Source organism: Janthinobacterium sp. Bl 1 (genome assembly GCF_058215535.1).
Genome location: NZ_CM177086.1, coordinates 746,162 through 771,085 on the forward strand (window position 1 = coordinate 746,162; position 24,924 = coordinate 771,085).

Sequence of the window (24,924 nt, forward strand, 5' to 3'; positions counted from 1 at the left end):
GAATATTGTAAATGGGAAATTATATAAGGTGGTCTCAGAACCCCAGGGCGGTGCCTGCGCCCAGCAGGGTGGCCACGCCCAGCACGGCAAACACCAGCGCCGCGATGCCGTGCACGAGGTGCAGCGGGACGCGGTTGGCGATCCTGTCGCCCAGGTAGACGGCCGGCACGTTGGCCAGCATCATGCCGAAGGTGGTGCCCAGCACGACGGAATAAATATCGTGGTAGCGCGCCGCCAGCGCCACGGTCGCCACTTGCGTCTTGTCGCCCATTTCCGCCATGAAGAAGGCGATCAGGGTGGTCAGGAAGACGCCGTATTTGGCCAGCTTCGTCTCGTCTTCATCGAGCTTGTCCGGGATCAGCGTCCAGGCGGCCATGGCCAGAAAGGAGACGCCCAGCACCCAGCGCAGCACATCGGGCCCCAGCATGCTGGTGATCCAGGCGCCGACGGCGGCGGCAAACGCATGATTGGCGATGGTGGCGACGAAAATGGCCAGCACGATGGGCAGGGGCTTGCGAAATTTGGCGGCCAGCAGAAAGGCCAGGAGCTGGGTTTTGTCGCCGATTTCAGCGAGACCGACGATGCCGGTGGAGATGAGGAATGCTTCCATGAGATTGCAAGAGGTACGCGGGCCGGACGAATTAACCAATGATCCACGGGCGACTCCGGCCCATGCGGCCGCCCTGGATCAATGGTCTCGTCAAGTTCTGCAACCACCTGCACCATGGCCTGCGGGCCAATCATGTTGATACAGGTTCCCGCGGCAGGACCGCAGGACGACTACTCCCCAATGTTCGAGGCGCATCATACGCCAATGCCCGCGCCGGCGCCAGTAGCGCCGGGGTGGGGCGCGGCCCGGTGTGTGGGACTTCGACAACAATGATCGGTTGCAAACAGACTCGACTTAGAATGCAGTTCTGTCCACGACTCCCAGATGGAATGCGCCATGCCGGTTCTCGTTCGCTTGCTTGCCCTGTGTTTGACCTTGTTTTCTCCCTTGCCCGGCCTGTGCGCCGCCGCGTCCTTCGACGACAAGTTCCGCCAGCTGGAAGAATTGCTGCCCACGCCGAACAGCTACCGCACGGCGTCCGGCGCGCCCGGTCACGCCTACTGGCAGCAGCGCGCCGATTACGTGATCCGCGCCACGCTCGATGAGGAACGCCGTGCCATCACGGCCAGCGAGCAGATCACCTATCACAACCGCTCGCCCGACGGCCTGGCTTATTTGTGGCTGCAGCTGGACCAGAATGGCTTGCGCCAGGATGCCGACCAGCGCCGCGTACTGAGTGCGCCATCGCGCCAGGCCTGGCTCAGTGGCAGCGAAGACGAGGCGCTGAAATTCGAGGACTTGCGCGCCATCCACGCCGGGCGCGAATTTGACGGCGGCTTCAAGCTCACCGCCGTGAAAGCGGCCAACGGCAAGCCGCTGCCGTATGTGGTCAACCAGACCATGCTGCGCATCGACCTGCCGGTGGCGCTGGCACCCGGCCAGAGCGTCACGTTCAGTATCGACTGGTCGTATCGGATCAATGACCAGAAGGTGCTCGTCGAGCGTTCCGGCTATGAATATTTTGAGGACGACAAGAACACGATCTTCCAGATCGCGCAGTGGTTCCCGCGCATGGCCGCGTATTACGACGCCGTTGGCTGGCAGCACAAGCAGTTCCTCGGCTCCGGCGAATTCACGCTGGAGTTTGGCGACTACGAGCTGTATCTGACGGTGCCGTCCGACCACGTGGTGGCCGCCACGGGCGAGCTGCAAAATCCTGCGGCCGTATTGAACGCGGCGCAGCGCGAGCGCCTGGCGCGGGCGAAAAACAGCAATACGCCGCTGCTGGTGATCACGCCGCAGGAAGCGCTGGCGGCGGAAAAGGGCAAGGCTGCGGGGATGAAAACCTGGCACTTCAAGGCGGCCAATGTGCGCGACGTGGCGTGGGCCTCGAGCCGCAAATTCATCTGGGATGCGCAGGGTCTGGACAGCGGCGGCAAGCGCGTGATGGCCATGTCGTATTATCCGAACGAGGGCAATCCGCTGTGGCAGCAGTACAGCACGCGCGCCGTCGTGCACGCGATCGAGCAGTACAACAAATACAGTTTCGACTACCCGTATCCGAACGCGATTTCCGTCAACGGCGCCGTGGGCGGCATGGAGTATCCGATGATTGCGTTCAATGGCGGGCGCCCCGTGAAGGACAAGAAGACGGGCGAACTCACGTATTCGAAGACGACGAAATACGACCTGATCGGCGTAATCATCCACGAAGTGGGCCACAATTATTTTCCCATGATCGTCAACTCGGACGAGCGCCAGTGGACGTGGATGGACGAAGGCCTCAATTCCTTCCTGCAGTACCTGGCCGAGCAGGCGTGGGAAGAGCATTTCCCGTCGTGGAATGGCGAGCCGCGCAAGATCGTCGACTACATGCGCAGCCAGAACCAGGTGCCCATCATGACCAATTCCGAGTCCTTGCTGCAGTTCACGGCGAACGCCTACGACAAGCCGGCCACGGCGCTCAACATCCTGCGCGAAACCATCCTCGGGCGCGAACTGTTCGACTTCGCCTTCAAGCAGTACGCGCTGCGCTGGAAGTTCAGGCGCCCGACGCCGGCCGACTTTTTCCGCACCATGGAAGACGCGTCCGGCACGGACCTGGACTGGTTCTGGCGCGGCTGGTTCTATACGACCGATGCGGTCGACATCAGCATCGACGGCATCAGTGAATATGGCGTGAGCACGAAGAATCCGGAAGTCGAGAAAGCGTGGAAGAAGGCGCAGAAGGACGCGCAGCCCATCTCGATCTCGGACCAGCGCAACAAGGCGCTGCCGAAGAAGGTCGACATCGATCCCGCGCTGAAGGATTTCTATAACCGGCACGATGACTTCACGGTCACCAACAAGGACCGCAACAGCTATGCGGAAGAGCAGGAAACGCTGGAGCCGTGGGAGCGCAAGCTGCTGGAACAGCGCAATATGGGCAAGCATCTGTACCTGGTCGACTTTTCGAATAACGGCGGCCTGGTGATGCCGCTGATCCTGGAAATCGAACTGAAAAGCGGCAAGAAGATCATCGAGCGCGTGCCGGCCGAAGTGTGGCGCTATGCGCCGCACAAGGTCAGCAAGGTGATCGTCACGGAAGAGCCGATGGTGGGCCTGGTGCAGGACCCGTACTGGGAGACGGCCGACATCGACACCAGCAATAATAGCTGGCCGAGAAAAATCACGCCTTCACGCCTGGAGCTGTTCAAGCTCGATCGCGACAAGAACAACCTGATGAAGGATTTTAATACGCCGTTGAAGGCGCCCGAGGCCAAGCCGGAAGCAAAATAGGGGAACAGCGCCGGCCAGTCCGGCGCTTTTTTCTGCCGGCCTGCGCCGGAAGTGCTATTCTGCGCGACGCCCCGACGCACACGGACCGGGGCTTTCGCAAATCATTCAAAAGACGACCATGCAAACTTTGACCTTCCTGCGCGCGCTGGGCTGTGCGCTCCTTTGCCAGGTAACCCTGGCCGCGCACGCCGACCCCCTCAGCTATGCGCGCTACGACCAGGTGCGCACGCGCGACCTGCAGCTGGACCTGAAAGCGGACTTCAAGCAAAAGACCCTCTCCGGCTATGCCGAGCTGTCCTTGAACTGGATCGATCCGGCGGCGCGCACTCTGGTGCTCGATACGCGCGATTTGTCGATCGCGAAAGTGCAGGTACAGGACAAGCGCGGCGCCTGGCAGATGGCGCCGTACCAGCTGGACAAGGCCGACCCGGAAAAGGGCCAGGCGCTGCGCATCACCACCACGGGCCAGCCGGGCAAAGTGCGCGTCTACTATCACACGGCGCCCAACGCCATCGCGCTGCAGTGGCTCACGCCGCAGCAGACCATGTCGGGCAAGCTGCCTTTCATGTTCAGCCAGTCGCAAAGCATCAACGCCCGCTCGTGGGTGCCGTCGCAAGATACGCCGGCCGTGCGTTTTACGTATAGCGCGCGCATCGATGCGCCAGCGGGCATGCGCGTCGTGATGAGCGCCGAGAACGATGAAAAGGCGACGGGCAAGGGCGGCTGGAAATTCAGGATGCCGCAGCCGATTCCATCGTACCTGCTGGCCATTGCCATCGGCGAACTGGAAGTGCGCAAGCTCGGTCCCCGCTCCGCCGTGTATGCGGAACCGCCGCGCATCAAGGCGGCCGAATACGAGCTGGCCGACACGGAAAAGATGATCCAGGCAGCCGAAGCGCTGTATGGCCCATATGGCTGGGGACGCTACGACATGATCGTGCTGCCGCCATCGTTCCCCTACGGCGGCATGGAAAACCCGCGCCTGACCTTCCTCACGCCGACCATGATCGCGGGCGACCGCAGCCTGGTCGACCTGATCGCGCATGAACTGGCCCACTCGTGGTCGGGCAACCTGGTCACCAACGCCTCGTGGAAGCACATGTGGCTCAACGAAGGCTTCACCACCTACGTCACCACGCGCATCGTCGAGCAGCTGTATGGCAGCGAAGTGGCGCAGATGGGCGTGCAGGTCGACCAGGAAGAACTGGCCGCTGCGATCCGCGAACTGCCGGCCGCGAAAACGGCGCTGATCACGCGCGATGCGGACGCCAATCCGGCCGAAACGTACACGGACGACGGCATCATCTATCCGAAAGGCGCCTGGTTCCTGGCCACCATGGAGCGCCGTGCCGGCCGCGCCGTATTCGATCCTTTCCTGCGCGGCTGGTTCGACCAGCACGCGTTCCAGAGCGTGACGACGGAGCAGTTCATCGCCTACCTGCGCAAGAACCTGCTGGCGCAGCATCCGGCCGTGATGCCGGAAGCGGAACTCGATGAATGGCTGTATGGCACGGGCGTGCCGGCCAGCGCGCAGCGCGTCGTCTCGCCGCGCCTGGCGCTGCTTGACCAGCACCGCAACGCCTGGTTGAAAGGCACATTGCCGACGAAAGACCTGGGCATGGACAAGTGGATCGCCATCGAATCGATGCACTTCCTGAACGACATCAACAACAAGGCCAGCGCGGCGCAATTGCGTGAGCTGGACCAGGTCTACGGCGTGGGCAAGAGCGGCAACAATGAAGTCGCCTACCGCTTCTACCTGGCCTCCGTGAACGCCGGCTACGACGTGCGGCAGCCCTTGCAGGCATTCCTGATGAGCGTGGGCCGTCAGAAGTTCGTCGTGCCCCTGTACAGCGCCCTGATGAAGACGCCGCAAGGCCACGCCTGGGCCAAGGACGTGTATGCGAAGGCGCGCGAACGCTACCACCCGGTGACGCAGGAAAGCGTCGACAAATTGATGGCCGCGCAAGCGCATTGAACCTTCTTTGGACATCCTGACCATGCATACCATGAACCGCCTCGCCGCCGCCATCGTGCTGGCGTTTTCCGCGATCGCCGTGCCGGCGCTGGCTGTTGACGCCGCCCCCATTGTCACTGCCGCACCGGCGCCCGCGCCGGCCTTCGATCTTGACCGCGACGTCGCCACCGCCCTGAAATTGTTCGACGTGCCCGGCATGGCGATCGCCATCGTCAAAGATGGCAAGGTCGTCACCGCCAGGGGTTTTGGCGTGCGCAAGCTGGGCGAACCGGCCGCCGTCGATGCGAAGACCGTGTTCGAAGTGGCATCGAACTCGAAAGGCTTCACGGCCGCCGCGCTGGCCATGCTGGTCGACGAGGGCAAGCTGGCCTGGGACGATCCCGTCACCAAGCACCTGCCCGGCTTCCAGATGCACGACTCTTACGTCACTGGCGCCATGACCATCCGCGACTTGCTGACGCACCGCAGCGGCCTGGGCCTGGGCGCCGGCGACTTGCTGTGGTGGCCGACGACGACCTTCAGCACCGACGAGATCATCGAGAAGCTGCGCTACATCCGTCCGGCCACGAGTTTTCGCAACAGCTATGCCTACGATAACCTGCTGTACATCGTGGCCGGCAAGATCATCGCCGACAAGGCGGGGAAAAGCTGGGGCGAGGCCATGCATGAGCGCATCCTGGCGCCGCTGGGCATGACGGGCACCACCACCAGCCTGGCTGAAAATGCGGGCAATCCCGACGTCGCCAATGCGCACAGCAAGATCGACGGCAAGATCGCCGCAGTCAAATCGATGCCCGTGCCGAATGCCGTGGGCGCCGTCGGTATCAACACGAATGCGGAAGACATCGCCAAGTGGATGATGGTGCTGCTTGACGGCGGCAAGATCGCCGGCGTGAAGGACAAGGACGGCAAGGACGCGCGCCTGTTCAGCGAAAAGCAGGGCCGCGAAATGTGGACGGCGCAAACGCCGATCAAGATTGCCGAGCCGAAACCGGCATTGGCCGCGACGAAACCGAACTTCAGCGCGTACGGCCTGGGCTTCCAGCTGCGCGACTACAAGGGCATGAAGGTCGCCATGCACGGCGGCGCGCTGCAGGGATTCTATTCGCGCGTGGTGATGGTGCCGGAAGCGAAACTGGGCGTGGCCATTCTCACCAATGCGGAAAATGGCGGTTCCATGACGGCGCTGCAATGGCGCATCCTCGACCATTACCTGCAGGCGGCGCCATCGGACTGGCTGGCGCTGGTGGCCAAGGTGGAGCAGGACCAGCATGCGGAAGAGGTGAAAAAGCAGGGCAAGGCGTCGAGCGCGCGCGCGGCGAAATCGCAGCCGTCGCTGCCGCTGGCATCGTACGACGGCGAGTATGAAGACGCCTGGTACGGCAAGGTCGTGATCAAGCCGGAAGGGAAAAAACATATCCTCAGCTTCACGCGCACGCCGGACCTGACGGGCGAGCTGGAACACTGGCAGCACGACACCTTCATCGTGCGCTGGAAGGAGCGCAACTTCAACGCGGACGCCTACGTGACGTTCTCGCTCAATCCCGATGGCAGCATCGACCGGGTGAAGATGGCGCCCGTGTCGTCCGAGACGGATTTCAGCTACGATTTCCAGGACCTGAGCCTGGTACCGGTGAAGCCGAAGGAAGCGAAGAAATAAAGGGGCGATACATAAAGGGTCGATACCAGAACCGCAGCCTGCGCTGCGGTTTTTTTTTCGCCCGTTGCCATGCAAATGCGTGGCGAAAGGGCAGCGGGCCGGTTTTTATTCCATGAAATCGGGCGAAAAAGAAACGTTATCTTGTTTTCTTGTTTGCGTATTTACTAACTTTTCAAAGTGGTACTATTTCCGTGCGCCATGTAATTCGTCTGTCGAGAGACGGTTTCTGGCGGCTGACGTCTTTGTCTTCCAGTGTTTTTTATAACGACTCAACTTTGGGGAATGGGATAAAAATGATCAATGTGAAAAAAGCCGTATTTGTCTTTTGTGCCGCCGTCGGTTTTGCCGGCGCCATCAGTTCTGCCGCGTATGCCCTGCCAACCCGTGAAACCTGCGAGGAAGCCTACACCGCCTGCGTGGTGGACGGCGACGCCAACTCCTGCACCCTGGTCAATCGCCTGTGCGGCGTGTACGGCATCCACCTGTAAGGCGGTATTCCAGTCCGGGATCGGGCGGCGCGCCGGAGTGGCGCGCCGCCGTTTTCTTTTCTAGGGCTTGACGAACTTCAAGGTCATGCGGTCGCTCTCGCCGATGGCCGTGTATTTGGCCCGGTCCACGTCCTTGTTGGCGTAGGTGGGCGGCAGCGCCCAGACGCCGCCCTGGTGGTCGGCCGTGTCTTTCGGATTGGCGTTGATCTCCGACTTGGCCGCCAGTTTGAAACCCGCGCTTTCGGCCAGCTTGATCACATACGCTTCGTGCATGTAGCCGCTGCTGGCCGTGGCGTCCTGCGCCTTGTTCGCCGGCAGGCGGTGCTCGACGACGCCGAATACGCCGCCCGGTTTCAGGCTGTCATACACTTCCTTGAACAGGGTCTGCATGCCCGCTTCGCCGATCGGTATCCAGTTGTGGATATTGCGGAAGGTGAGCACCATGTCCGCCGTGCCCTTGGGCGCGATGCGGTAGGTGGTGGGCGGCGCGAAGGCGCCGATGTCCACCTTGCCGAAGGCGGTGGGATTGGCGTCAAGTTTTTGCTGGAAGCGCGCCGCGCCACGGCGTGCGCCTTCGCTGCTCGACTGCGGGTCGTTGCCGGCGGCAATCAGCTTGCCGTTGTCGCGCAGGTAGGGCGCCAGGATCTCCGTGTACCAGCCGCCGCCGGGCGCCAGCTCCACCACCGTCATTGTCGGCTTGATGCCGAAGAACGTCAGCGTTTCATACGGGTGGCGGGCGCTGTCGCGCAGCACATTGGCCGGCGTGCGCGCACTGCCGGCGATGGCCGCCTTCAAGGCCGCGTCGCCCGCATCGGCGGCCAGCGCCGCGCCGCTGCCGCCACAGGCCAGCATGACCGTCAGGGCCGCGGCCAGGGATACTCGCTTCATCATCATTTGCTCCATGCGTGATTGGATCGGTTGCTATCTTGGTGGCGATCGCCATCAACGCCGATCATCGGCCAAGCACGCTGGCCGGTCAAGCGGATTCCGTCCCCCATGCGGCGGCATATGCGGGCATGTCGCTGGTGTTGAGCGCATCGGCGATGGCCGCGCCACGGCCGTGCGTAAACGGCAGTTCGCCCGTCCAGACGGCATGCGCCATGTCGCCAGCGTCGTCGAGCGGGCCGCCCTTGCGCTGCTTGACGGCGTATTCGTCGAGCGCGATGCGCAGCACGGTGGTAGCCGCATATTCCTTGGTGTTGCCGCCGCGCACGTGCGCCAGGCGTCCCGGCATCAGCTTTTCCATCAGCGCGTCCATTGCCGCATGTTGCTGGCCGATATCGCTGACTTTTTCAAACCGCCCGTACACCATCGCCGAACGGTAGTTCATCGTGTGGTTGAAGGCGGAGCGCGCCAGTACCAGGCCATCGAGATGGGTGACTGTCACGCATACGTCGCTATCTTGCAAGAGCTTGAGCATGCGGCTGCCGTTCGAGCCATGGATGTACAAGTGGCCATCGATGCGCCAGCAGGCGGTCGGGATGCAATGGCTGCCTTTGTCGTCGTGGAAGGCGATATGGCACAGGTAGGCGGCGTCGAGGATGGCGTACAGAGCGGCTTGCTCGTAGCTGGCCAGTTCGGCGACGCGGCGCACGCGGGTACGGGGGCTGGGAGGCAGGGCGGTAGCGGTCATGGTGAAAGTCCCGTTGGTTGAAGAGGAAGGCCGCACTATAATCGGCATCTGGCTCTGAAAAAAGATCCAGAAGTGAGAAATAATTTAGAGCCACAGTTGAGGGAGCCACATGGATTTTGCTTTGCTGCTGAACGCATTCGAGCGCACGCACCGTGAGCGGGGCTGGCCGCGCCAGCGCCTGCTGCATGAATGCCTGCGCGCGGCAATCCGCGGCGGCCAGCTGGCGCCGGGAACGCGCCTGGCCGCCACGCGCGTGCTGGCGGCCGAACTGGGACTGGCGCGCAATACCGTGCTGTACGCCTACGAGCAATTGGCCAGCGAAGGGTTTGTCTTGCCGGACCGGCGCGGCACCGTCGTCGCCGGCAGCGTTGGCGTGCCGGAAGCGGCACCTGCTGCTGCAGGCAGCAATGACGGCTTGTCGCGCCGCGCCCGGCGTTTGCGCGGCGTGGCGGGGCAGGATGCCAGCGCGGCGGTGGTATTTCCCGCCGATGCCATGGGCGCGTTTGCGCCTGGCGTGCCTGCGCTCGACGAATTTCCGCTGGCGCAGTGGAGGCGCATGCTGGACCGCGCGTGGCGCGCGCTGACGCCGCGCCAGCTCAATTACGGCGACCCGGCCGGCGAGCCGCAGCTACGCATGGCCATCGCGGAGCATTTGCGCGCCGCGCGCGGCGTCGTCTGCGATGCGGGCCAGGTGTTCATCACGGACGGCACGCAGAGCAGCCTCGATGTCTGCCTGCGCGCCTTTGCCGACCAGGGCGATAGCTTGTGGATCGAGCATCCCGGCTATGGCGGCGCGCTGGCGGCGGGCCGTGGCGCCGGCTTGCAGGTGACGGGTATCGCCGTCGACATCGATGGCATCGCGCCGACGGACGAGGACTGGCGCGATACGCCGCCGCGCCTGATCTACACGACGCCGTCGCACCAGTATCCGACGGGCAGCGTACTTAGTCCCGCGCGCCGCATGGCGCTGCTCGAACGCGCGCGCGCCGCTGGCGCCCTGATCATCGAAGACGATTACGACAGCGAATTTCGCCATGGCGGGCCGCCACTGGCGGCCATGCAGGGACTGGTGGCCGACGCGCCCATCGTATATCTGGGCACCTTCAGCAAGACCATGTTCCCCGCCTTGCGCCTGGCTTTTATCGTCGTGCCGGCCGCGCTGGCCGGAGCCTTCGCGCAGATGCAGGCGCAGGGCGCCGCGCGGGGCCGCGTGGCCGAACAGCTGGCGCTGGCCGAGTTCCTGCGCAGCGGCCTGTTTGCGCGCCACGTGCGCCGCATGCGCCGCCTGTACCGCCAGCGCCGCGACGCCTTGAGCGAGGCACTGCAGCGCCATGCGTGTGGGGGCGCGGCCATCCATGGCGGCACGGCCGGCATGCACCTGGCGCTGCGTTTTCACGATCGCGCATGGGACGATCTGGCGCTGAGCCGCCGCGCCGCGCAGGACGGCATCGTGGCGCTGGCGCTGTCCGCGCATGGCACGGGCGAGGGGACGGGAGAAGAGCCAGGCTGGAACGGTTTTTTGCTCGGTTATGCGCAGGTGCCGGCCGAGAACATGGATGGCCTGGCGCGCCGTCTGGGCGCAGTGCTGCCAGCGTGATGAGGTTACCTTACTGCTGATCCAGCATCCACTGTTTCAAGCCGTTGACCCAGTTCTTGGCGGGCAGGTTGAACTGCTTCTTGATGGTGGCGGCGCGTTCGTATAAATCGCTGAAGTCGAGCGATGGCGATTTTTTGAAGGCCAGCACGACGATGTTTTCATCTTCCATTTCCGGCACCCAGACGACGGCGTCGAAAACCAGTTCCATCGCCTGCAAATTCTTGTCGTAGTTGGGGAAGTCGCCGAAGACATTCGTACACATGATGCCGTCGTCCGTCAGGCAGTCGAAGCATGCCTGGTAGAACTCGGGTGTGTCGAGCACGGGGCCGCGCGCATCTTCATCGTACAGGTCCACCTGCAGCGCGTCGACGGTGCCATGGTTGGCCGGGTCGAGCACGAAGTCGAGCGCATTCATTTCGCGCACGTCGAGGCGTGCGTCGTTCGGCGGCAGCGCGAACTGGGCGCCGCAGATGGCGATCACGTTCGGATTGAGTTCAATGGCCGTGACCGAGGCGTCGGGGAAGCGGCGGTAGCTGAACTTGGTCAGCGCGGCGCTGCCCAGGCCCAGCTGCACGATGCGTCTGGGCTGCGTCTTGAACAGCATCCACATCATCATCATCTGCACGTATTCGAGCTCGATGGCATCGGGTTTGTTGAGGCGCATGGCGCCCTGCACCCACTTGGTGCCCAGGTGCAGGTAGCGGATGCCGCGGTGTTCGGTGGTGGTGGCGGGCGGGTGGCCCGGGTGGCTGAAAGCGGTGTGGCTGGTGGAGGTAAAGTCGGTCGTCATGGCGCCAGTTTAGCAGCCGCCAAAGAAAAAGACGCCGTGGCGTCTTTTGGGGGGAGCGCTCAAGATTGTTTGCGGCGCCGCGCCAGGAAGCCGAGTATGCCCAGGCCGGCCAGCAGCATGCCATAGGTTTCCGGTTCAGGAACGGGAGCCAGGTTCAGGTTGAAGACGCCGCCATAGCTGCCGCCTTTGGTGTTGCCGATGACGGTGAGGACCAGCGGGCCATTGAACAGGAGGGTCGTWGGCGCCAGTATCTCACCCTGGGCATAGCCAAAGACGGTGGGGCCGCCAAAGCCGGTCAGTCCAATGCCGTTCAGGTCGGCGCTGGTGAAGCTGATGGAGGAACTGTCCGAACCCGTGACGGAGAGGTTAGCCAGGAAGGCTTGCGCGGTGGAACCGAAGGTCGCGTTCGGTGTGAACGTGAAGGTATCGGTGAAGTCGCCGAGCGGGCTGGGCACGGCGCTGAAGCCGCTTGTCCACAGATTGCCGGTGGTGTTAACGAGGTTGACGGTGTAGGCGGTAGCGTTGGCGCTACCGATGGAAGCAGCGCTCAGTACTGCCACTGCGATGAGTGATTTTAATTTCATGTTGATCCCCGCGAAAAGACGATTGATGTTTCAAAAAAACCGTACCGCGCTGATAAATTATCGCTGGGGCATCACGTTGTCAATTAGTTATTTCAATATCATTATGCAAACTCAAATAGCTTATTTCTAACACACGGGCATGGGACGTCAGTGAATTCAATATTAAAAACCATAATTAACAATATTGCACTGAAAATAATAGCGGATAGTGTGATTTAAAAATCGTTACGCTGGGAACTAATTTCTGTCCAGCAAGGGAAGAATCAAGGTCACCGCCAGGCCGCCGCCCTCGCGGTTGGCCAGGGTGATGCGTCCGCCATGGGCTTCGGCGATTTCGCGCGCCAGGGCCAGGCCCAGCCCCGTGCCGCTGCGCTTGGTGGAATAAAACGGCACCAGCGCGTTTTCCAGCACGGCGCCGCTCATGCCCGGCCCGCGGTCGCGCACTTCGATGCGCAGCTGGCCATGCGCCTGGCTGACGTGCAGGCCGATATGCTCTTCCCGCGAGCCCGATTCCAGCGCATTCTTGAGCAGGTTCAGCAGCGCTTGCTGCATTTGCGCCGCATCGAACAAGGCCGCTTGCGCGGGCGGCGGGGCGTCGAGCGTGAAGGCCGCTTGCGAGGCCAGGCTGTCGAGGAAGAGGCGCCATTCGCATGGCGCCAGGCGCGGTGCTGGCAACTTGGCAAAGCGCGCATAGCCGAGGATGAAGGTTTCCAGGTGACGCGTGCGTTCTTCGATGGTGGCGAGGATTTGCGGCAGGCGCTCCGTCTGGCCGCGGCGCACCAGCTCGGCGCCGGAATGGGCCAGCGAGGCCAGTGGCGCCAGCGAGTTGTTGAGTTCATGGCTGATGACGCGGATGACTTTTTTCCAGGTCTGCACTTCCTGCCGGCGCAGTTCCAGGGTCAGCTGGCGCAACAGCAGCAGTTCGTGCTTGCGCCCGTTCAGGCTGAAACTGCGCCGCGCCAGGTGATACACCTCTTCCTGTTCCCCCTCGCCGCTGGTAAACAAGCCGTCGTTGCGGCGTGCCAGCGCTTCGGCCAGTGCCGGCGCCGCCTGCTGCACGATGTCGGCCAGGTGATGCCCTTCGAGCCGGCGTCCCTGGTGCAGCAGCTGGCGCGCGGCCAGGTTGGCGTAGACGATGGCGCTGCCCTCGGCCACCAGCAGCATGGCCACCGGCGTGTTTTGCACCATGGTGTCGAGCAGCAGTTCGCGCTGCACCAGGTCCAGGCGCTGCTTGCGCAGCACGTCGCCCAGCGCATTGTGGGCCGCCACCAGGTCGGCCAGCTCATCGTCCTGCGGCCAGCGCAGGCTGAAGCCGAAGTCGCCGTCCTGGTAGCTTGTCACCGTGCCGCTCAAGGCGCGAAACAGCGACAGCATCGATTGCAGCTGGGCGCGGATGGTAATGATGGCCACCGGCAGCACGCACAGCAGGGTACCGGCCAGCACCAGCAGCGGCTGGCCCGGCAAAAAATGCGCGAGCAGCAGGGCGATGCTGATGCCCAGCACCAGCAGGGTGACGATCAGCGCCGTCCAGCGCGTGAGCAGGGAGAGGCGCGTGGGGCGGTAGGCCATCAGCCGCGCGCGATGCCCAGGCGTTCCATGCGCCGGTACAGGGCCTGGCGCGACAGCCCCAGTTCCTGCGCCGCCTGCGCCACCACGCCGTGTGCGCGCGCAAGAGCGGCCGTGACGCTGTCGCGGTCCGGTTCCGTCGCGGCGGCATCCTGTGGCGCGCGCGGCGATGCCACACCGGCCAGCGGCAAGCCCGTCTCCAGCGCCCCGATCACGGGGCCGGCCGTCAGCAGGCTGGCACGCTGCATGACGTTTTTCAGTTCGCGCACATTGCCCGGCCAGCCGTGCGCCAGCAAGGTCGCCTGCGCCTGCGCATCCAGCGTCTTTTCGCTGCCCAGGAAATGCCGCGCCAGTACCAGGATGTCCAGCGGTCGCTGGGCCAGCGGCGGCAGTCGCAATTCGATTACGTTCAGGCGGTAGAACAGGTCTTCGCGAAACGTGCCGGCCTTGATCATCGCCGGCAGGTCGGCGTTGCTGGCGCTGATGACGCGCACTTTCACTTGCCGCTCGCGGTTCGAGCCGAGGCGCTCGAAGCGTCCCGTTTCGAGCACGCGCAGCAGTTTCATTTGTCCGGCCAGCGGCAGGTTGCCGATCTCGTCGAGGAACAGGGTGCCGCCGTCGGCCGCGTCGAACTTGCCGTCGCGCGCGCGCGTGATGCCCGTGTAGGCGCCCGCTTCCGCGCCGAACAGTTCCGCCTCGATCAGCTCCACGGGCACGGCGCCGCAATTGAGCACGACGAAGGGGCCGCTGGCGACCTGGGAATTGGCTTGCACGATGGCGGCGATGCGTTCCTTGCCGCTGCCGTTCGGCCCCGAGATGAGCACGGGCACGTCGGCGCGCGCCACCTGGCACGCCAGGTGCACGACTCGTTCCGTGGCCGGGTCTTGCCACACCATGCCGCGCAGGTCGAAGTCGTGTTCCAGGGCATGTCGCTGGCGCTGTTCGGCCACCACGCGCTGGCGCAGCGCGCGGTTGGCTTGTCCCAGCTCCAGCAGGTTCTGCACGCTGGCGATCAGGCGCCGGTCATCCCATGGCTTGGCCAGGTAGTCGGCCGCGCCGGACTTGATCAGGTCGACGGCCGCGTCGAGCTGGGTCCATGCCGTCAGCAGGATCACGGGCAGATCCGGGTAGCGTGCGCGGATCGCGTGGAACAGCGCGCCGCCTTCCTCGCCCGACGTGGTGTCGGCCGTGAAGTTCATGTCCTGCACCACCAGGTCGATGGCGTGGCGCTCGAGCAGCTGCAAGCCCTCCTCGGGCGAGGCCGCGCGCACGGCGTCGATCTCGTGCAGCGAGAACAGCACGTCCAGCGCGATGGCCACGGCGGCATTGTCGTCAATAATCAGTACGGTAGGCATGCGCGCAGCATATCACTCAGGTGCCGGCTCAGGTACTGCGGGTGGCAGTGGCCGGCGAAATGCTGGCCGCGCGCCATGCCGGGCCGTACACGGCGCCCACACCCAGCAGCCAGAACACGAGCGCGCCGGCCAGCAGATAGGCGGGCGGCAGGCGCGCCATTTCCAGCTGGCTGACCAGCAGTTGGTTCAAGCCCAATCCCAGCAGCACGCCGCACGCCACGCCGAAGCTGGTGATCATGAAATTCTCGGTCAGGAAGTAGCGCAGGATGTCGATGCGGCGCGCACCGAGTGCACGGCGTACTCCGATCTGTTTGCGGCGCTGCGTCACCCACAGGCTGGCGATGCCGACGATACCGCTGGCCGTCACTAGCAGCAGCAGGGTCGACACGGCGATCAGCATCCAGGACAGGCCGCGGTCGGCCCGGTAGCGTGACGTGCGGTGCTTTTCCAGCGTATCGGTGCGTACCAGCAGGCGGTCGCTGGTGGCGCTGCGGATGGCCTGTTCCGCCTCCTTGATCAGGCGGTCGCGCTGGCCTGGCTCGGCGCGCACCGCATACAGCAACGAATCGCGCCCGCCCGTCAGGCGCGCTGGCATCACGATAGAATATTCGCCTTGCGGCCTGACCTGCGCCCCCTGCGTCTGCAGCCGCTCGACGATGCCGACCACGCGCAGCTCGGGATCGTCGGCGCCCGTACCCATGTACAGCGTCTTGCCGACAAAGCTGGTTTCGCCGGGCCAGATTTTTTGCGCCGCCGCGCGCGTCAAGATGGCCACCTTGGGGTAGCTGTCATCGACATCTTCATCGATCTCGGGTACCTCCTCAGGCAGGAAGTCGCGTCCTTCCACCAGCTTCAAGCCATAGGTCTTGACCAGGGCATCGGGGGTGACGTAGGTCGAGATAGTGGCGCTGGGCGTGACCTGGCTGCGCTTGGCCGACACGCTGGTGGAGTTGCCGGAGCGCGACAGCACCGCCTGCGACGTTTGCGCCACCGACAGCACGCCCGGCAAGGCGCGCAGCAGGGCCGCCTGGCGCTTCTGCTCGGACAGCTGGCGCTCATGGCTGCCGCGGTCCATGTTCTGGATATGGACATAAAAAATGTCGTTTTCAGCGGCCACGCCGGTGGGCCGCGCGGCGACGGCCTGGCGCAGGTTGACGATGTGCAGGGCATTGGCCAGGATGGCCAGGCTGATCGCGATCTGCACGGCCACCAGGATGGCGCCGGTTTTGCTGCGCATCAGCGCCGACAGGATGGGACGGATTTCCATGCTGGACCTCATAGTGAATAAGTGGTGTTCATTGGGACTTGAGCTGGATCGCCGGTGTCACCTGGCAGGCGCGCCAGGTGGGCAACAGGCCGGCCAGCAGGGCCGCCAGCACCGACATGGCAAACGTCAGCAGCAGCATAGGTACATCCATGTGCGCGACGGTGCCCAGTTCCTCCGACTGCTTGCTGACCACGGCCAGCGCGCCAAACGCCAGCAGCAAGCCCAGTACGCCGCCAGCCAGGCCGATCACGCCGCTTTCGATCAGGAACTGGCGGAAGATGTCGCGCCGTGTGGCGCCCAGCGCGCGGCGGATGCCCACTTCGCTGGCGCGCACGGAAAACTTCGCCAACAGCAGGCCGATGGTGTTGACCAGGCACAGCAACAGAAAGCCGAACGCCAGCCAGGCCGCCAGTTTGTTGTCGTTGTCGACCACCTTCAGATGGGCCATCCATTCGTTCAGGTCGTACAGCTTGTTGGGAGCATTGCGCATCATGCGTCCCAGCTTGCGCTGCTCGCCCGCATACGCATCCAGGTATTGCTGCAGCTGGCCACGCTCGCCGCTGCCGGCCATTTCGAACCAGAACTGCAGCCAGGTGCAGCCGGAGCCGAGCCGGCCCTGGAAGCCAGGGGCGGTCTGCTCGCCATTGCAGCTCATGCCGCCGTCGTGTTCCGTCTCGTGGCGAATCGCGCTGGCAAACGGGATGAAGAATTCGTCTTCCGCGCCGAAAGCGCCCTTGCTGCCGATGATGCGGTGCGGGCGTGGCACCACGTCCCAGGTGGCCAGCACGCCCGTCACCATGTAGGGCCGGCCCAGTACCGTGACGCGCTGGCCGACCGGATTGCTGCTGCCGACGAGCTTTTCGGACAGCGCGCGGCTCAGGACGATCACGTCCGCGCCACTGGCGTCATCGGCTTCGCTCCACGGCTGGCCGTACAGGAATGGCGGCTCGAACATGTGAAAAAAGTCGCGTGTGGGCGCCAGGCCCTGGGCCTGGAAGGAACCGATATCCTTGCGCGCTGGCTCGACCGGACCGGCCACGCCGTACATCACGGTGCGACGCACGCCTACCTTGCTGGCCATGAAATTGCGCGCGTCGATATAGCTCATCTGTGCTTGCGAGAAGCCGGGCTTGTCGCCGGGCACGTAACCTTTGACGGGCAGGATGTCGATCATCGGCACGAACATGCGGTCGCTCTTGTGCGGCAGCGGATCGCCCGACATGGCGTGCAGGATGGTGACGGTGGACACGCTGGCGGCCACGCCCACGGCCAGGGTCAGCACCATCAGCGCGGTCAGGGCGCGGTTGCGGCGCAGGCTGCGCAAGCCCAAGGTGAAATAGTAGCGGAACATGGGCTCTCCTTACGCCGTCGCCGCGTGCTGCGGCTTGGCCGACAGCGTGGCGCGGTGCTGCACCAGGTCCGACACCTGGCCGTCGATGATGTGCACGTTGCGCTGGCTGCGCAGCGCCAGTTCCGGATCGTGGGTGACCATCAGGATGGTGGTGCCTTGCGCGTTGATGTCTTCCAGCAGTTCCATCACGCCGCGCGCCATCTGCGTGTCCAGGTTGCCCGTCGGTTCATCGGCCAGCAGCAGCTTGGGCGAGCCGGCCAGCGCGCGCGCGATCGCCACGCGCTGCTGCTGTCCGCCCGACAGTTCGGCCGGATAGTGTTTCATGCGCGACGCCAGGCCGACCTTGGCCAGCGCCTCCTCGATGCGCTCCTTGCGTTCGGCGCGGTTGAAGCCCCGGTAGCGCAGCGGCACGTCGACGTTGTCGAACAGCGACAGGTCGGGAATCAGGTTGAAACCCTGGAAGATGAAGCCGAGCTTTTCATTGCGCAGGCGCGAGCGGGCATTGTCGTCCATGCCCCTGACGTTGACGCCGTCGAGGATGTATTCGCCGTCCGTGAATTCCTCGAGCAGGCCGGCGATGTTCAGAAAGCTCGTCTTGCCCGAGCCGGACGGCCCCGTGACGGTGACGAATTCACCTTGTTGCACATGGATGTCGAAGCCGCGCAGGGCGTGGGTTTCGATCATGTGGGTGCGGTAGACTTTGCTCAGGTTTTGCATGCGCAGCATGGAGGGCCTCTCAGGGTATAAGTTGAATGATGTGTCAGTTGAGGGAGACGCGGGCCGCGTTCTCGAAGTTTTCCGTACCGGCGACGACCACCTTGTCGCCCAGCTTCAAGCCGTCGATAATTTCCACGGCCGAGACGCTGGTCGCTCCCAGCTTGATCGGCGTGCGCATCGCCACGCCGTCGCGCACGACGTAGGCGAAACGGCCGCCTTCCGCTTCGACGAAGGAGCCGCGCGCCAGCATCAGCACATTCGGTTTTTCATCGATCAGCAGGCGCGCCGCCACGCGCTGGTTCTGGCGCAGGCCGGCCGGCTGCTCGCCGTCGAAACGCACGCGCGCCAGCACCTGGTTTTTCACCACTTCGGGCGACAGCGCCGACAGCTTGCCGGTGGCCTTGATGATGCCCGTTTCGATCTCGGCGCGCATGCCCAGGCCGATGTCGGCCACATACGTTTCCGGTACTTCCAGCTCGACTTCCAGCTGCGACAGGTCGACCAGGGTCATCAGGGCCGTATTGGCTTGCACCACGCTGCGGTTGGCCACCGACAGGGTGCCGATGAAGCCGTTGACGGGCGCGCGCACGGTCAGCTCGTCGACCCGGCGCTGGGCGTTGTCGCGGCTCAGGCGCTGGCGTTCGAGTTCGTTGACCCTGGTCTTGAGGGCCAGGGTCACATCTTCGCTTTCCAGGCCTGCGGCCTGCGAAGCGTGCTTGCTGCGGATATCGGCCGAATTCAAGGCGTCCTTGGCCTTCTGGTAATCGATCTTGGCGATGATGCCCACCTGCGCCACGCTTTCATAGCGTTCGAGCGTGCGCTGCGCGGACAGGCGGTCGATTTCCGCCGTGTCGGCTTCGCGCCGCGCCAGCAGTTTCTGCTTCTTGGCCAGGATCTGCTGGCGCGCCACTTCCGCCTCCAGCTGCTGCACGCTCGATTGTTCGCGCTTGAGCGCGTCGGACAGGTCCGGCGACTCCAGCACGGCCAGGATGTCGCCCTTTTTCACCGTGTCGCCCGCCTTCGCTTTCAGCGTGACGGTGGCCACCGTGGTCGAATACAGGGTCGGGCTGATGGCAGCGACGATGCGGCCCGTGACGGCGGCGTCACGTATCAGGGTGCCGCGCGTGACATCGGCGATGCGCAGGCGGCTGCTGTTGACGGAATGCTCGCTGTTGCGCCAGCCGGCAACGGCAGCGATGGCGCCGCCGATGACGATGACGGCGCCGGCCAGCAGCAGGGCGCGTCGCTTGTGGCGCTGGCCCGGCGGGGCGGTCAGTACGGCGTCTTGGGAGGAAGTATCGCGGATCATGGTCATGTCTCGTGAAGGATACCTTTTACAATGCACGATCCATGCCAGTTATTAAGTCATTGATTTGAATCGGGAAAAATTCTGGCGTCCGGCTGTCCGCCGTGTCCGCGCTGTCCAAGCGGTGTCCGCGCGCGCGGTAATATCGCGGCGTTTGCGCATGGATCTTGATATTCTGGCAATCGACCTGATCTGCGACCCAGGCAGTGATGGCGCGCGGCGCCATGCCGGTCCCCTTCTTTGGAGCATGATGTCGCCTTCTCCCTCCCTGTTTGCCCGCCTGCGTCCCTGGCTGCGCCAGTTTGCCAGCCTGCCTGAGCCGCCGGAACTCGATTATCCATTTGCCGCCAGCGACATCGCCATGCTGCAGCGGCTCGACGGTGGTTCGCCCCAGCTTGATCGCCAGACGTGGGATGAAATGCTGCTCGACGACTATCATGCGCGACTGGCCACGCAGACCAGCATTCTTGGCCAGCAGCGATTGCATCAGCGCCTGGCAAGCGGTGCGGCCGGCGCCGTCTCGCAGGTGCGCATCGCGGCCTTGCTGGCCGCGCCGGCACAGCAGGCGGTGATCGAGCAAGCGATGCAGCCGCTGCGCACGGCGGACATGGAAGTGGCGGCGCTGTTGTGCGGCGCACCGCTGCCAGCACCGCCGTGGTGGAGCCGCTGGCTGCTGCTGCCGACGCTGGCGCTGTTGGCGTCGCTGCTGGCCGCGTGGCTGTTTGCGCCGCTGGCATGGGCCGTCGCGGTGCCCGTCTGGCTCTTGCTGATGGCGTTGCAGATGCGCTTACACGACCGTTGCAAACCGTGGGAGCGCAGCGTGTTTACCTTGCAGCAGATACTGCTGGTGCATGGCCGCCTGGGCGCGCTCGATACCGCGCTCACGGCGGAGCTGCGAGAAGGCGGGCGGGCTGCGGGCGTGATCAACCGCCAGATCACGCCAGTGCGCTGGATTAAGATGGTCCCTTTACTGAGCGAATATGACGACTGGCTCATGCTGGGCAATATCCGCCGCTACTTTCACAGCCTGCGTGTGGTGCAACGCGAACGCGCCTTCTTGCGCCAGAGTTTCCTGCTGCTGGCCGACCTGGAGGCGGATCTGGCGCTGGCGCGGCAGTTGCGTGGCGGCGCCGTGTTTTGCTGGGCGGAGCAAGCCGCCGCGCGGCAGCTGGCGTTTGAGGGCATGCGGCATCCCTTGCTGGAGAACGCCGCGCCGCTGTCGTTCGAGCGTGAGGGAAGCGGCGGTTTCATCTCAGGCCAGAACGGTATCGGCAAGAGCACCTTGCTGCGCTGCATAGGCTTGAACCTGGTCTGCGCACGGGCCTTTGGCTTCTGTCATGCGCAGGCGGCCGATGTGCCGCGCCTGCCGCTGTATGCGAGCATGCAGAACGAGGATTCGCTCGATGGCGGCGAAAGTCTGTATATCGCCGAATTGCGGCGCGCGCGCGAATTGCTGGCATTGGCCGAAGAGGGCGCGCCAGCCCTGTTCCTGATCGACGAGATTTTCCGCGGCACCAACCACCTCGAGTCGGTGGCGGCGGCCGCCGCCGTGCTGCACAGCCTGGCCGCAGATCACCTGGTGATCGTCTCGTCGCACAACCTGGTATTGGGGCCGCTGCTGGAAGACTGTCTGGCGCCGTGGTGCGTGCGCCGCGATGACGGGGGCGCGCTGCTGCTGGCGCCCGGCGTGCTGCAGGCCACGAATGGCATCGCGCTGCTGGCGCAGCGCGGTTTTGACGCCGGTATCGCGGACAAGGCGGGGCGCGTGTTTGACTGGCTCAGCATGCACATGGCGCAGCCGGCCGATTGCGGCGGCGTGCTGGAACGGGCGTGATGGCCGCCCTTACTTGTCCTGCTTTTCCGGCGTGCTCTTGTCGATCACTTCGCGGCAATCGCCGCGGATGATGGCGTTGTCGTAATTGGTCCAGCCGTAGCTGTCGACGTAGCGCTTGTGCTGCTTGAAGCGGGCGCTGGCGATGCTCCATTCGGGCTGTTCGCCGGCGAAGCGGATGTCGCCCAGGTCGAGCAGCGTATGAAACATGTTTTCCGTCGACAGGCGTGCTTTCTGATGGCGCCGCAGCTGCGTTACCTTGTCCGGATAGTGCTGCTTGAATTGCGGCGAATACCAGACGAAGGCGGGCACGTGGAATTCGAACTGCGTGTTGTGGCCATGGAAGGCCAGGCGGCAGGTGCCGTCGTACAGGGTCTGGCCGTGATCGGCCACATAGACGAGCGAGCTGCGCAGGGCGGTGCGCTGGCCATCGTCTTTCAGCATGCCGATCACGTTCGACAGGAACCAGTCCGTGTACAGGATGGAGCTGTCGTAGCTGTTGTTCAGCTGCGGCTTGATGGCCGTGTCCGTGTAGACGGGCTTGTCGACGCCGAACAGCGACGGCTGCCACTTGTCGAACGATTTCGGATAGCGCTGGCTGTAGTTCCAGTGGCTGCCCAGCGTGTGCAGCACGATGAGTTTTTTCGGCGCCGGGTCGGCCAGTGCGTTCTTGAACGGATCGAACAGGATCTGGTCGAAGTTCGAACTGTTGGTAAAGCCGCCCAGGTTCAGAAATTGCACCACGTCCGCTTCCTTGGCAAAGACGGACACGGGCGTGTCGAACTGGCCGAACGAAATCTGGTTCGACAGCCAGTAAGTCTTGAAGCCCGCTTCCTTGTAGGCGGTCAGGAAGGATTTTTCCGAGAAGCCATCCTTGAGGCTTTGCGTGGCCGGCTTGCGCGAGATGATGACGGGCACGGACAGGCGCGTGGCGGATACGGCCGTGATGACGTCGGCCAGCGGCACCAGGTTGCTTTCCTGTTTCAGCAGGGGATTGGTGTCGCGTTCGTAGCCGTTCAGGCTCCAGCGGTCGTAGCGCGACGATTCGCCGATCACCATGACCACCACTTCCGGGCTGGTATCGGGCTGTTGCTGGTGCGCGCCGAAACGGAAGCTGCTGCTTTTCTGTCCCAGCTCGGCCAGGTACTTGCGTTCCTTGTAGAAATCGAAGCCGCGCGCGGTCAGGCCGAAGGGCCAGGAATTGCTGACGGTGTCGAAGGCGTAGGGCAGGCGCGCCCAGTGGGGCAGGCTGGGCCAGCCCAGGCCCGTTTCATCGGCGCCGGCGATGCTGGCGTTTTCCGGCTTGCTGCTTTCCTCGTCTTCCTCTTCCGTTTCATCGTCGGCCGAGCTGGCGTCGCCGAAGCCGGAAGCACCCGGCTTGGCGCTGGCCGCCGGCTTGCTTGCCTTGGCGGACGCGGCGGCGCTGTGCACGGTCTTGGCCTCGAAACCGAATTCGTAGCCATACCACCAGAAGCCGCCCAGCAGGATCAGCAGCACGAAGGCGGCCGGGCGCGTCTTGCCGCGCCAGTCGAGGTCGCGCGTGCGCGTGGCCGCATACCAGCTCAGGGCGCACCAGGTGATCACGCCCAGCATGACGGCGCCCATCAGCCATACTTTTTGCCCGAGGAATTCCATCGCTTCCTTGGGGCTGGTTTCGAAGATGATGCCCAGGTGGTGCGTGGAAATGCCTTGGCCATAAAAGATGAACAGGTAGATTTCCGTCGGCAAGGCCAGGAAGGCGGGCACCAGCAGCCAGTGGAAGTAGGCGGGGCGCTTGAAGATGCTCCAGACGGCCAGCCAGGCCAGCAGCTCGAACGTGAGCATCTGCCACGGATGCTCGAGCGCACGCCCCAGCAGCGCGGGGATGAAGGGCACGGCCGTCAGCGAGGCATACGTCAGGAGCAGGATCAGATTGGCGGGGCGAAGCAAGGAGCGCATAAAGGAGGGCGGGAGGGCAGCGAAAAATGTCCGCTATTATCAATCCTTTTGTTGTCTTGCGGTCACACAAGAATGTGCACGGCAGATGCTTGGCCGTAGGGAAAGAATGCCAAATCATTCATCGTTTACGCAGGCCGGCATCCGCGCATCGTTGCCAAAGATTAGTCAAAATGCCACAAACGCCTGCCATTTTTGCCTTTTTTTATAGCAAAAAGCGGTAAACCGATTGACCCCCTGTGGCACAAGGTCTAAACTAGCGAGTTCTCGATTTTATTCTGCTCATCGTTTACGCATTACTTGGCATTTCATGGCCGCTCCTGATCGAGTGGCTGCGGGCGCCTCCGGTGCGCAGTAGATGAAAGCGGGACGAGGTTTTAGTCGCCGGGCATCTTGCCCGGGTTATTAATCGTAGTTTTTTGTTGGATTTATAACGATGCCAACCATCAATCAATTGATTCGCAATCCACGCGTCGCTTTGACCGTGAAGAGCAAATCGCCGGCGCTGGAAAACAGCCCGCAAAAACGTGGCGTCTGCACACGTGTTTACACCACGACTCCAAAGAAGCCTAACTCGGCTCTGCGTAAAGTCGCTAAAGTTCGCCTGACCAATGGTTTCGAAGTTATTTCGTACATTGGCGGTGAAGGCCATAACCTGCAAGAGCATAGTGTTGTGCTGTTGCGCGGCGGCCGCGTCAAGGATTTGCCGGGTGTGCGTTACCACATGGTTCGCGGTGCTCTGGATACCCAAGGCGTTAAAGACCGTAAGCAATCGCGTTCGAAGTACGGTACCAAGCGCGCTAAAGCTGGCAAGAAGTAATAAGTTGTACGCAGCAAACCCAAGTTTCGCTCAGTGGCAACTAGCTAAGTGAATGTAGTCGACCGCATCTGGTCGAGTAAGTGGAAGACTATGATGGTCGTCCGCGAGTGTGCGAAGAACGCGCGCTCAACTGAAGATTGAAAGGAATTGATATGCCACGTCGTCGTGAAGTACCCAAGCGCGAAATTTTGCCAGATCCAAAATTCGGCAACACTGATGTCGCTAAATTTGTAAACGTGCTGATGCTGTCCGGTAAGAAATCGGTTGCAGAAAACATCATCTACGGTGCTTTCGAGCACATCGCAGCAAAATCGGGCAAAGATCCGCTCGAAGTTTTTGCTACCGCAATCAACAACGCCAAGCCGCTGGTTGAGGTGAAATCCCGTCGCGTCGGTGGTGCAAACTACCAGGTGCCGGTCGAAGTTCGCCCAGTCCGTCGTATGGCTCTGTCCATGCGTTGGTTGCGTGAAGCTGCTAACAAGCGCAGCGAAAAATCGATGCCACAACGCCTCGGCGGTGAGCTGATGGAAGCGGCTGAAAGCCGCGGCGGCGCGATGAAAAAACGCGACGAAGTCCATCGTATGGCTGAAGCGAACAAAGCGTTCTCGCATTTCCGCTTCTAATATAAAGCCAGCTACCGCAAGGCGGCTGTCAAGCATCTGTTGTTCGAGGCCGGGCTCATTTTTGCAAAAAAATGCTGCTCGGTTTTGTCCATTCA

20 protein-coding genes and 1 riboswitch are annotated in these 24,924 nt (G+C 63.3%); of the genes, 8 read left to right on the forward strand and 12 right to left on the reverse strand.

Annotated elements, in window-relative coordinates:
• Positions 1 to 34: 34 nt before the first annotated feature.
• Entirely contained in the window at positions 35 to 610 is a 576-nt protein-coding gene (locus tag AC4BCN_RS03320; protein ID WP_490492562.1) for a TMEM165/GDT1 family protein, read from the reverse strand.
• Positions 611 to 631: 21 nt separating this feature from the next.
• Positions 632 to 801, reverse strand: a riboswitch (yybP-ykoY riboswitch).
• 145 nt (positions 802 to 946) lie between these two features.
• Here AC4BCN_RS03320 and AC4BCN_RS03325 point away from each other — a divergent pair.
• From AC4BCN_RS03325 to AC4BCN_RS03340, 4 genes are all read left to right on the forward strand, one after another.
• On the forward strand, positions 947 to 3,328 hold the full coding sequence (locus tag AC4BCN_RS03325) for a M1 family metallopeptidase (protein ID WP_490492563.1): 2,382 nt from the start codon (positions 947 to 949) through the stop codon (positions 3,326 to 3,328).
• A 118-nt stretch (positions 3,329 to 3,446) separates the two neighbouring features.
• On the forward strand, positions 3,447 to 5,306 hold the full coding sequence (locus AC4BCN_RS03330; protein ID WP_490492564.1) for a M1 family metallopeptidase: 1,860 nt from the start codon (positions 3,447 to 3,449) through the stop codon (positions 5,304 to 5,306).
• Positions 5,307 to 5,328: 22 nt separating this feature from the next.
• On the forward strand, positions 5,329 to 6,966 hold the full coding sequence (locus AC4BCN_RS03335) for a serine hydrolase (RefSeq protein ID WP_490492565.1): 1,638 nt from the start codon (positions 5,329 to 5,331) through the stop codon (positions 6,964 to 6,966).
• Positions 6,967 to 7,259: 293 nt separating this feature from the next.
• Positions 7,260 to 7,454, forward strand: a complete 195-nt coding sequence (locus AC4BCN_RS03340) for a hypothetical protein (RefSeq protein ID WP_139091458.1) — start codon at positions 7,260 to 7,262, stop codon at positions 7,452 to 7,454.
• A gap of 60 nt (positions 7,455 to 7,514) precedes the next feature.
• Here AC4BCN_RS03340 and AC4BCN_RS03345 read toward each other — a convergent pair whose 3' ends face one another.
• Positions 7,515 to 8,342: a class I SAM-dependent methyltransferase gene (locus tag AC4BCN_RS03345; protein ID WP_490492566.1), complete on the reverse strand. Its 828-nt coding sequence runs from the start codon at positions 8,340 to 8,342 to the stop codon at positions 7,515 to 7,517.
• Positions 8,343 to 8,430: 88 nt separating this feature from the next.
• Positions 8,431 to 9,087, reverse strand: a complete 657-nt coding sequence (locus AC4BCN_RS03350; RefSeq protein ID WP_128141061.1) for a pyridoxamine 5'-phosphate oxidase family protein — start codon at positions 9,085 to 9,087, stop codon at positions 8,431 to 8,433.
• A gap of 109 nt (positions 9,088 to 9,196) precedes the next feature.
• Between AC4BCN_RS03350 and pdxR the strand changes: the two genes are divergently transcribed.
• Positions 9,197 to 10,684, forward strand: a complete 1,488-nt coding sequence (gene pdxR / locus AC4BCN_RS03355; protein WP_485880434.1) for a MocR-like pyridoxine biosynthesis transcription factor PdxR — start codon at positions 9,197 to 9,199, stop codon at positions 10,682 to 10,684.
• A gap of 10 nt (positions 10,685 to 10,694) precedes the next feature.
• On the opposite strand, the gene AC4BCN_RS03360 is transcribed toward pdxR, so the two are convergent.
• The 8 genes from AC4BCN_RS03360 to AC4BCN_RS03395 form a co-directional block, all read right to left on the reverse strand.
• On the reverse strand, positions 10,695 to 11,474 hold the full coding sequence (locus AC4BCN_RS03360; RefSeq protein ID WP_490492567.1) for a spermine/spermidine synthase domain-containing protein: 780 nt from the start codon (positions 11,472 to 11,474) through the stop codon (positions 10,695 to 10,697).
• A 59-nt stretch (positions 11,475 to 11,533) separates the two neighbouring features.
• On the reverse strand, positions 11,534 to 12,058 hold the full coding sequence (locus AC4BCN_RS03365) for an FxDxF family PEP-CTERM protein (RefSeq protein WP_490492568.1): 525 nt from the start codon (positions 12,056 to 12,058) through the stop codon (positions 11,534 to 11,536).
• A gap of 237 nt (positions 12,059 to 12,295) precedes the next feature.
• The gene (locus AC4BCN_RS03370; protein WP_490492569.1) at positions 12,296 to 13,627 is read right to left on the reverse strand and encodes a sensor histidine kinase; all 1,332 of its coding nucleotides are present in this window, start codon (positions 13,625 to 13,627) and stop codon (positions 12,296 to 12,298) included.
• Positions 13,627 to 14,979: a sigma-54-dependent transcriptional regulator gene (locus AC4BCN_RS03375; protein WP_490492570.1), complete on the reverse strand. Its 1,353-nt coding sequence runs from the start codon at positions 14,977 to 14,979 to the stop codon at positions 13,627 to 13,629. The genes AC4BCN_RS03370 and AC4BCN_RS03375 overlap by 1 nt, the downstream gene beginning before the upstream one ends.
• A 28-nt stretch (positions 14,980 to 15,007) precedes the next feature.
• Positions 15,008 to 16,246 carry an ABC transporter permease gene (locus tag AC4BCN_RS03380; RefSeq protein WP_490492571.1) on the reverse strand — a complete coding sequence of 413 codons (1,239 nt, stop codon included), beginning with the start codon at positions 16,244 to 16,246 and terminating at the stop codon, positions 15,008 to 15,010.
• A gap of 28 nt (positions 16,247 to 16,274) precedes the next feature.
• Complete coding sequence (locus AC4BCN_RS03385) at positions 16,275 to 17,597, reverse strand: ABC transporter permease (RefSeq protein WP_490492572.1); 1,323 nt, start codon at positions 17,595 to 17,597, stop codon at positions 16,275 to 16,277.
• Between the two features lie 9 nt (positions 17,598 to 17,606).
• Positions 17,607 to 18,323 carry an ABC transporter ATP-binding protein gene (locus AC4BCN_RS03390; RefSeq protein ID WP_139091465.1) on the reverse strand — a complete coding sequence of 239 codons (717 nt, stop codon included), beginning with the start codon at positions 18,321 to 18,323 and terminating at the stop codon, positions 17,607 to 17,609.
• 34 nt (positions 18,324 to 18,357) lie between these two features.
• Positions 18,358 to 19,623 (reverse strand): efflux RND transporter periplasmic adaptor subunit, encoded by a 1,266-nt coding sequence (locus tag AC4BCN_RS03395; protein WP_490492573.1) that lies wholly within the window; start codon positions 19,621 to 19,623, stop codon positions 18,358 to 18,360.
• 157 nt (positions 19,624 to 19,780) lie between these two features.
• Here AC4BCN_RS03395 and AC4BCN_RS03400 point away from each other — a divergent pair, with 157 nt between their 5' ends.
• Positions 19,781 to 21,454: a MutS-related protein gene (locus AC4BCN_RS03400; protein ID WP_490492574.1), complete on the forward strand. Its 1,674-nt coding sequence runs from the start codon at positions 19,781 to 19,783 to the stop codon at positions 21,452 to 21,454.
• Between the two features lie 9 nt (positions 21,455 to 21,463).
• On the opposite strand, the gene AC4BCN_RS03405 is transcribed toward AC4BCN_RS03400, so the two are convergent.
• Positions 21,464 to 23,389: a phosphoethanolamine transferase gene (locus AC4BCN_RS03405; protein ID WP_490492575.1), complete on the reverse strand. Its 1,926-nt coding sequence runs from the start codon at positions 23,387 to 23,389 to the stop codon at positions 21,464 to 21,466.
• A 433-nt stretch (positions 23,390 to 23,822) separates the two neighbouring features.
• Here AC4BCN_RS03405 and rpsL point away from each other — a divergent pair, with 433 nt between their 5' ends.
• Together rpsL and rpsG are read left to right on the forward strand one after the other, a co-directional pair.
• Positions 23,823 to 24,206, forward strand: a complete 384-nt coding sequence (gene rpsL, locus AC4BCN_RS03410; protein ID WP_010394376.1) for a 30S ribosomal protein S12 — start codon at positions 23,823 to 23,825, stop codon at positions 24,204 to 24,206.
• Between the two features lie 152 nt (positions 24,207 to 24,358).
• On the forward strand, positions 24,359 to 24,829 hold the full coding sequence (gene rpsG / locus AC4BCN_RS03415) for a 30S ribosomal protein S7 (RefSeq protein WP_010394377.1): 471 nt from the start codon (positions 24,359 to 24,361) through the stop codon (positions 24,827 to 24,829).
• Positions 24,830 to 24,924: the final 95 nt, after the last annotated feature.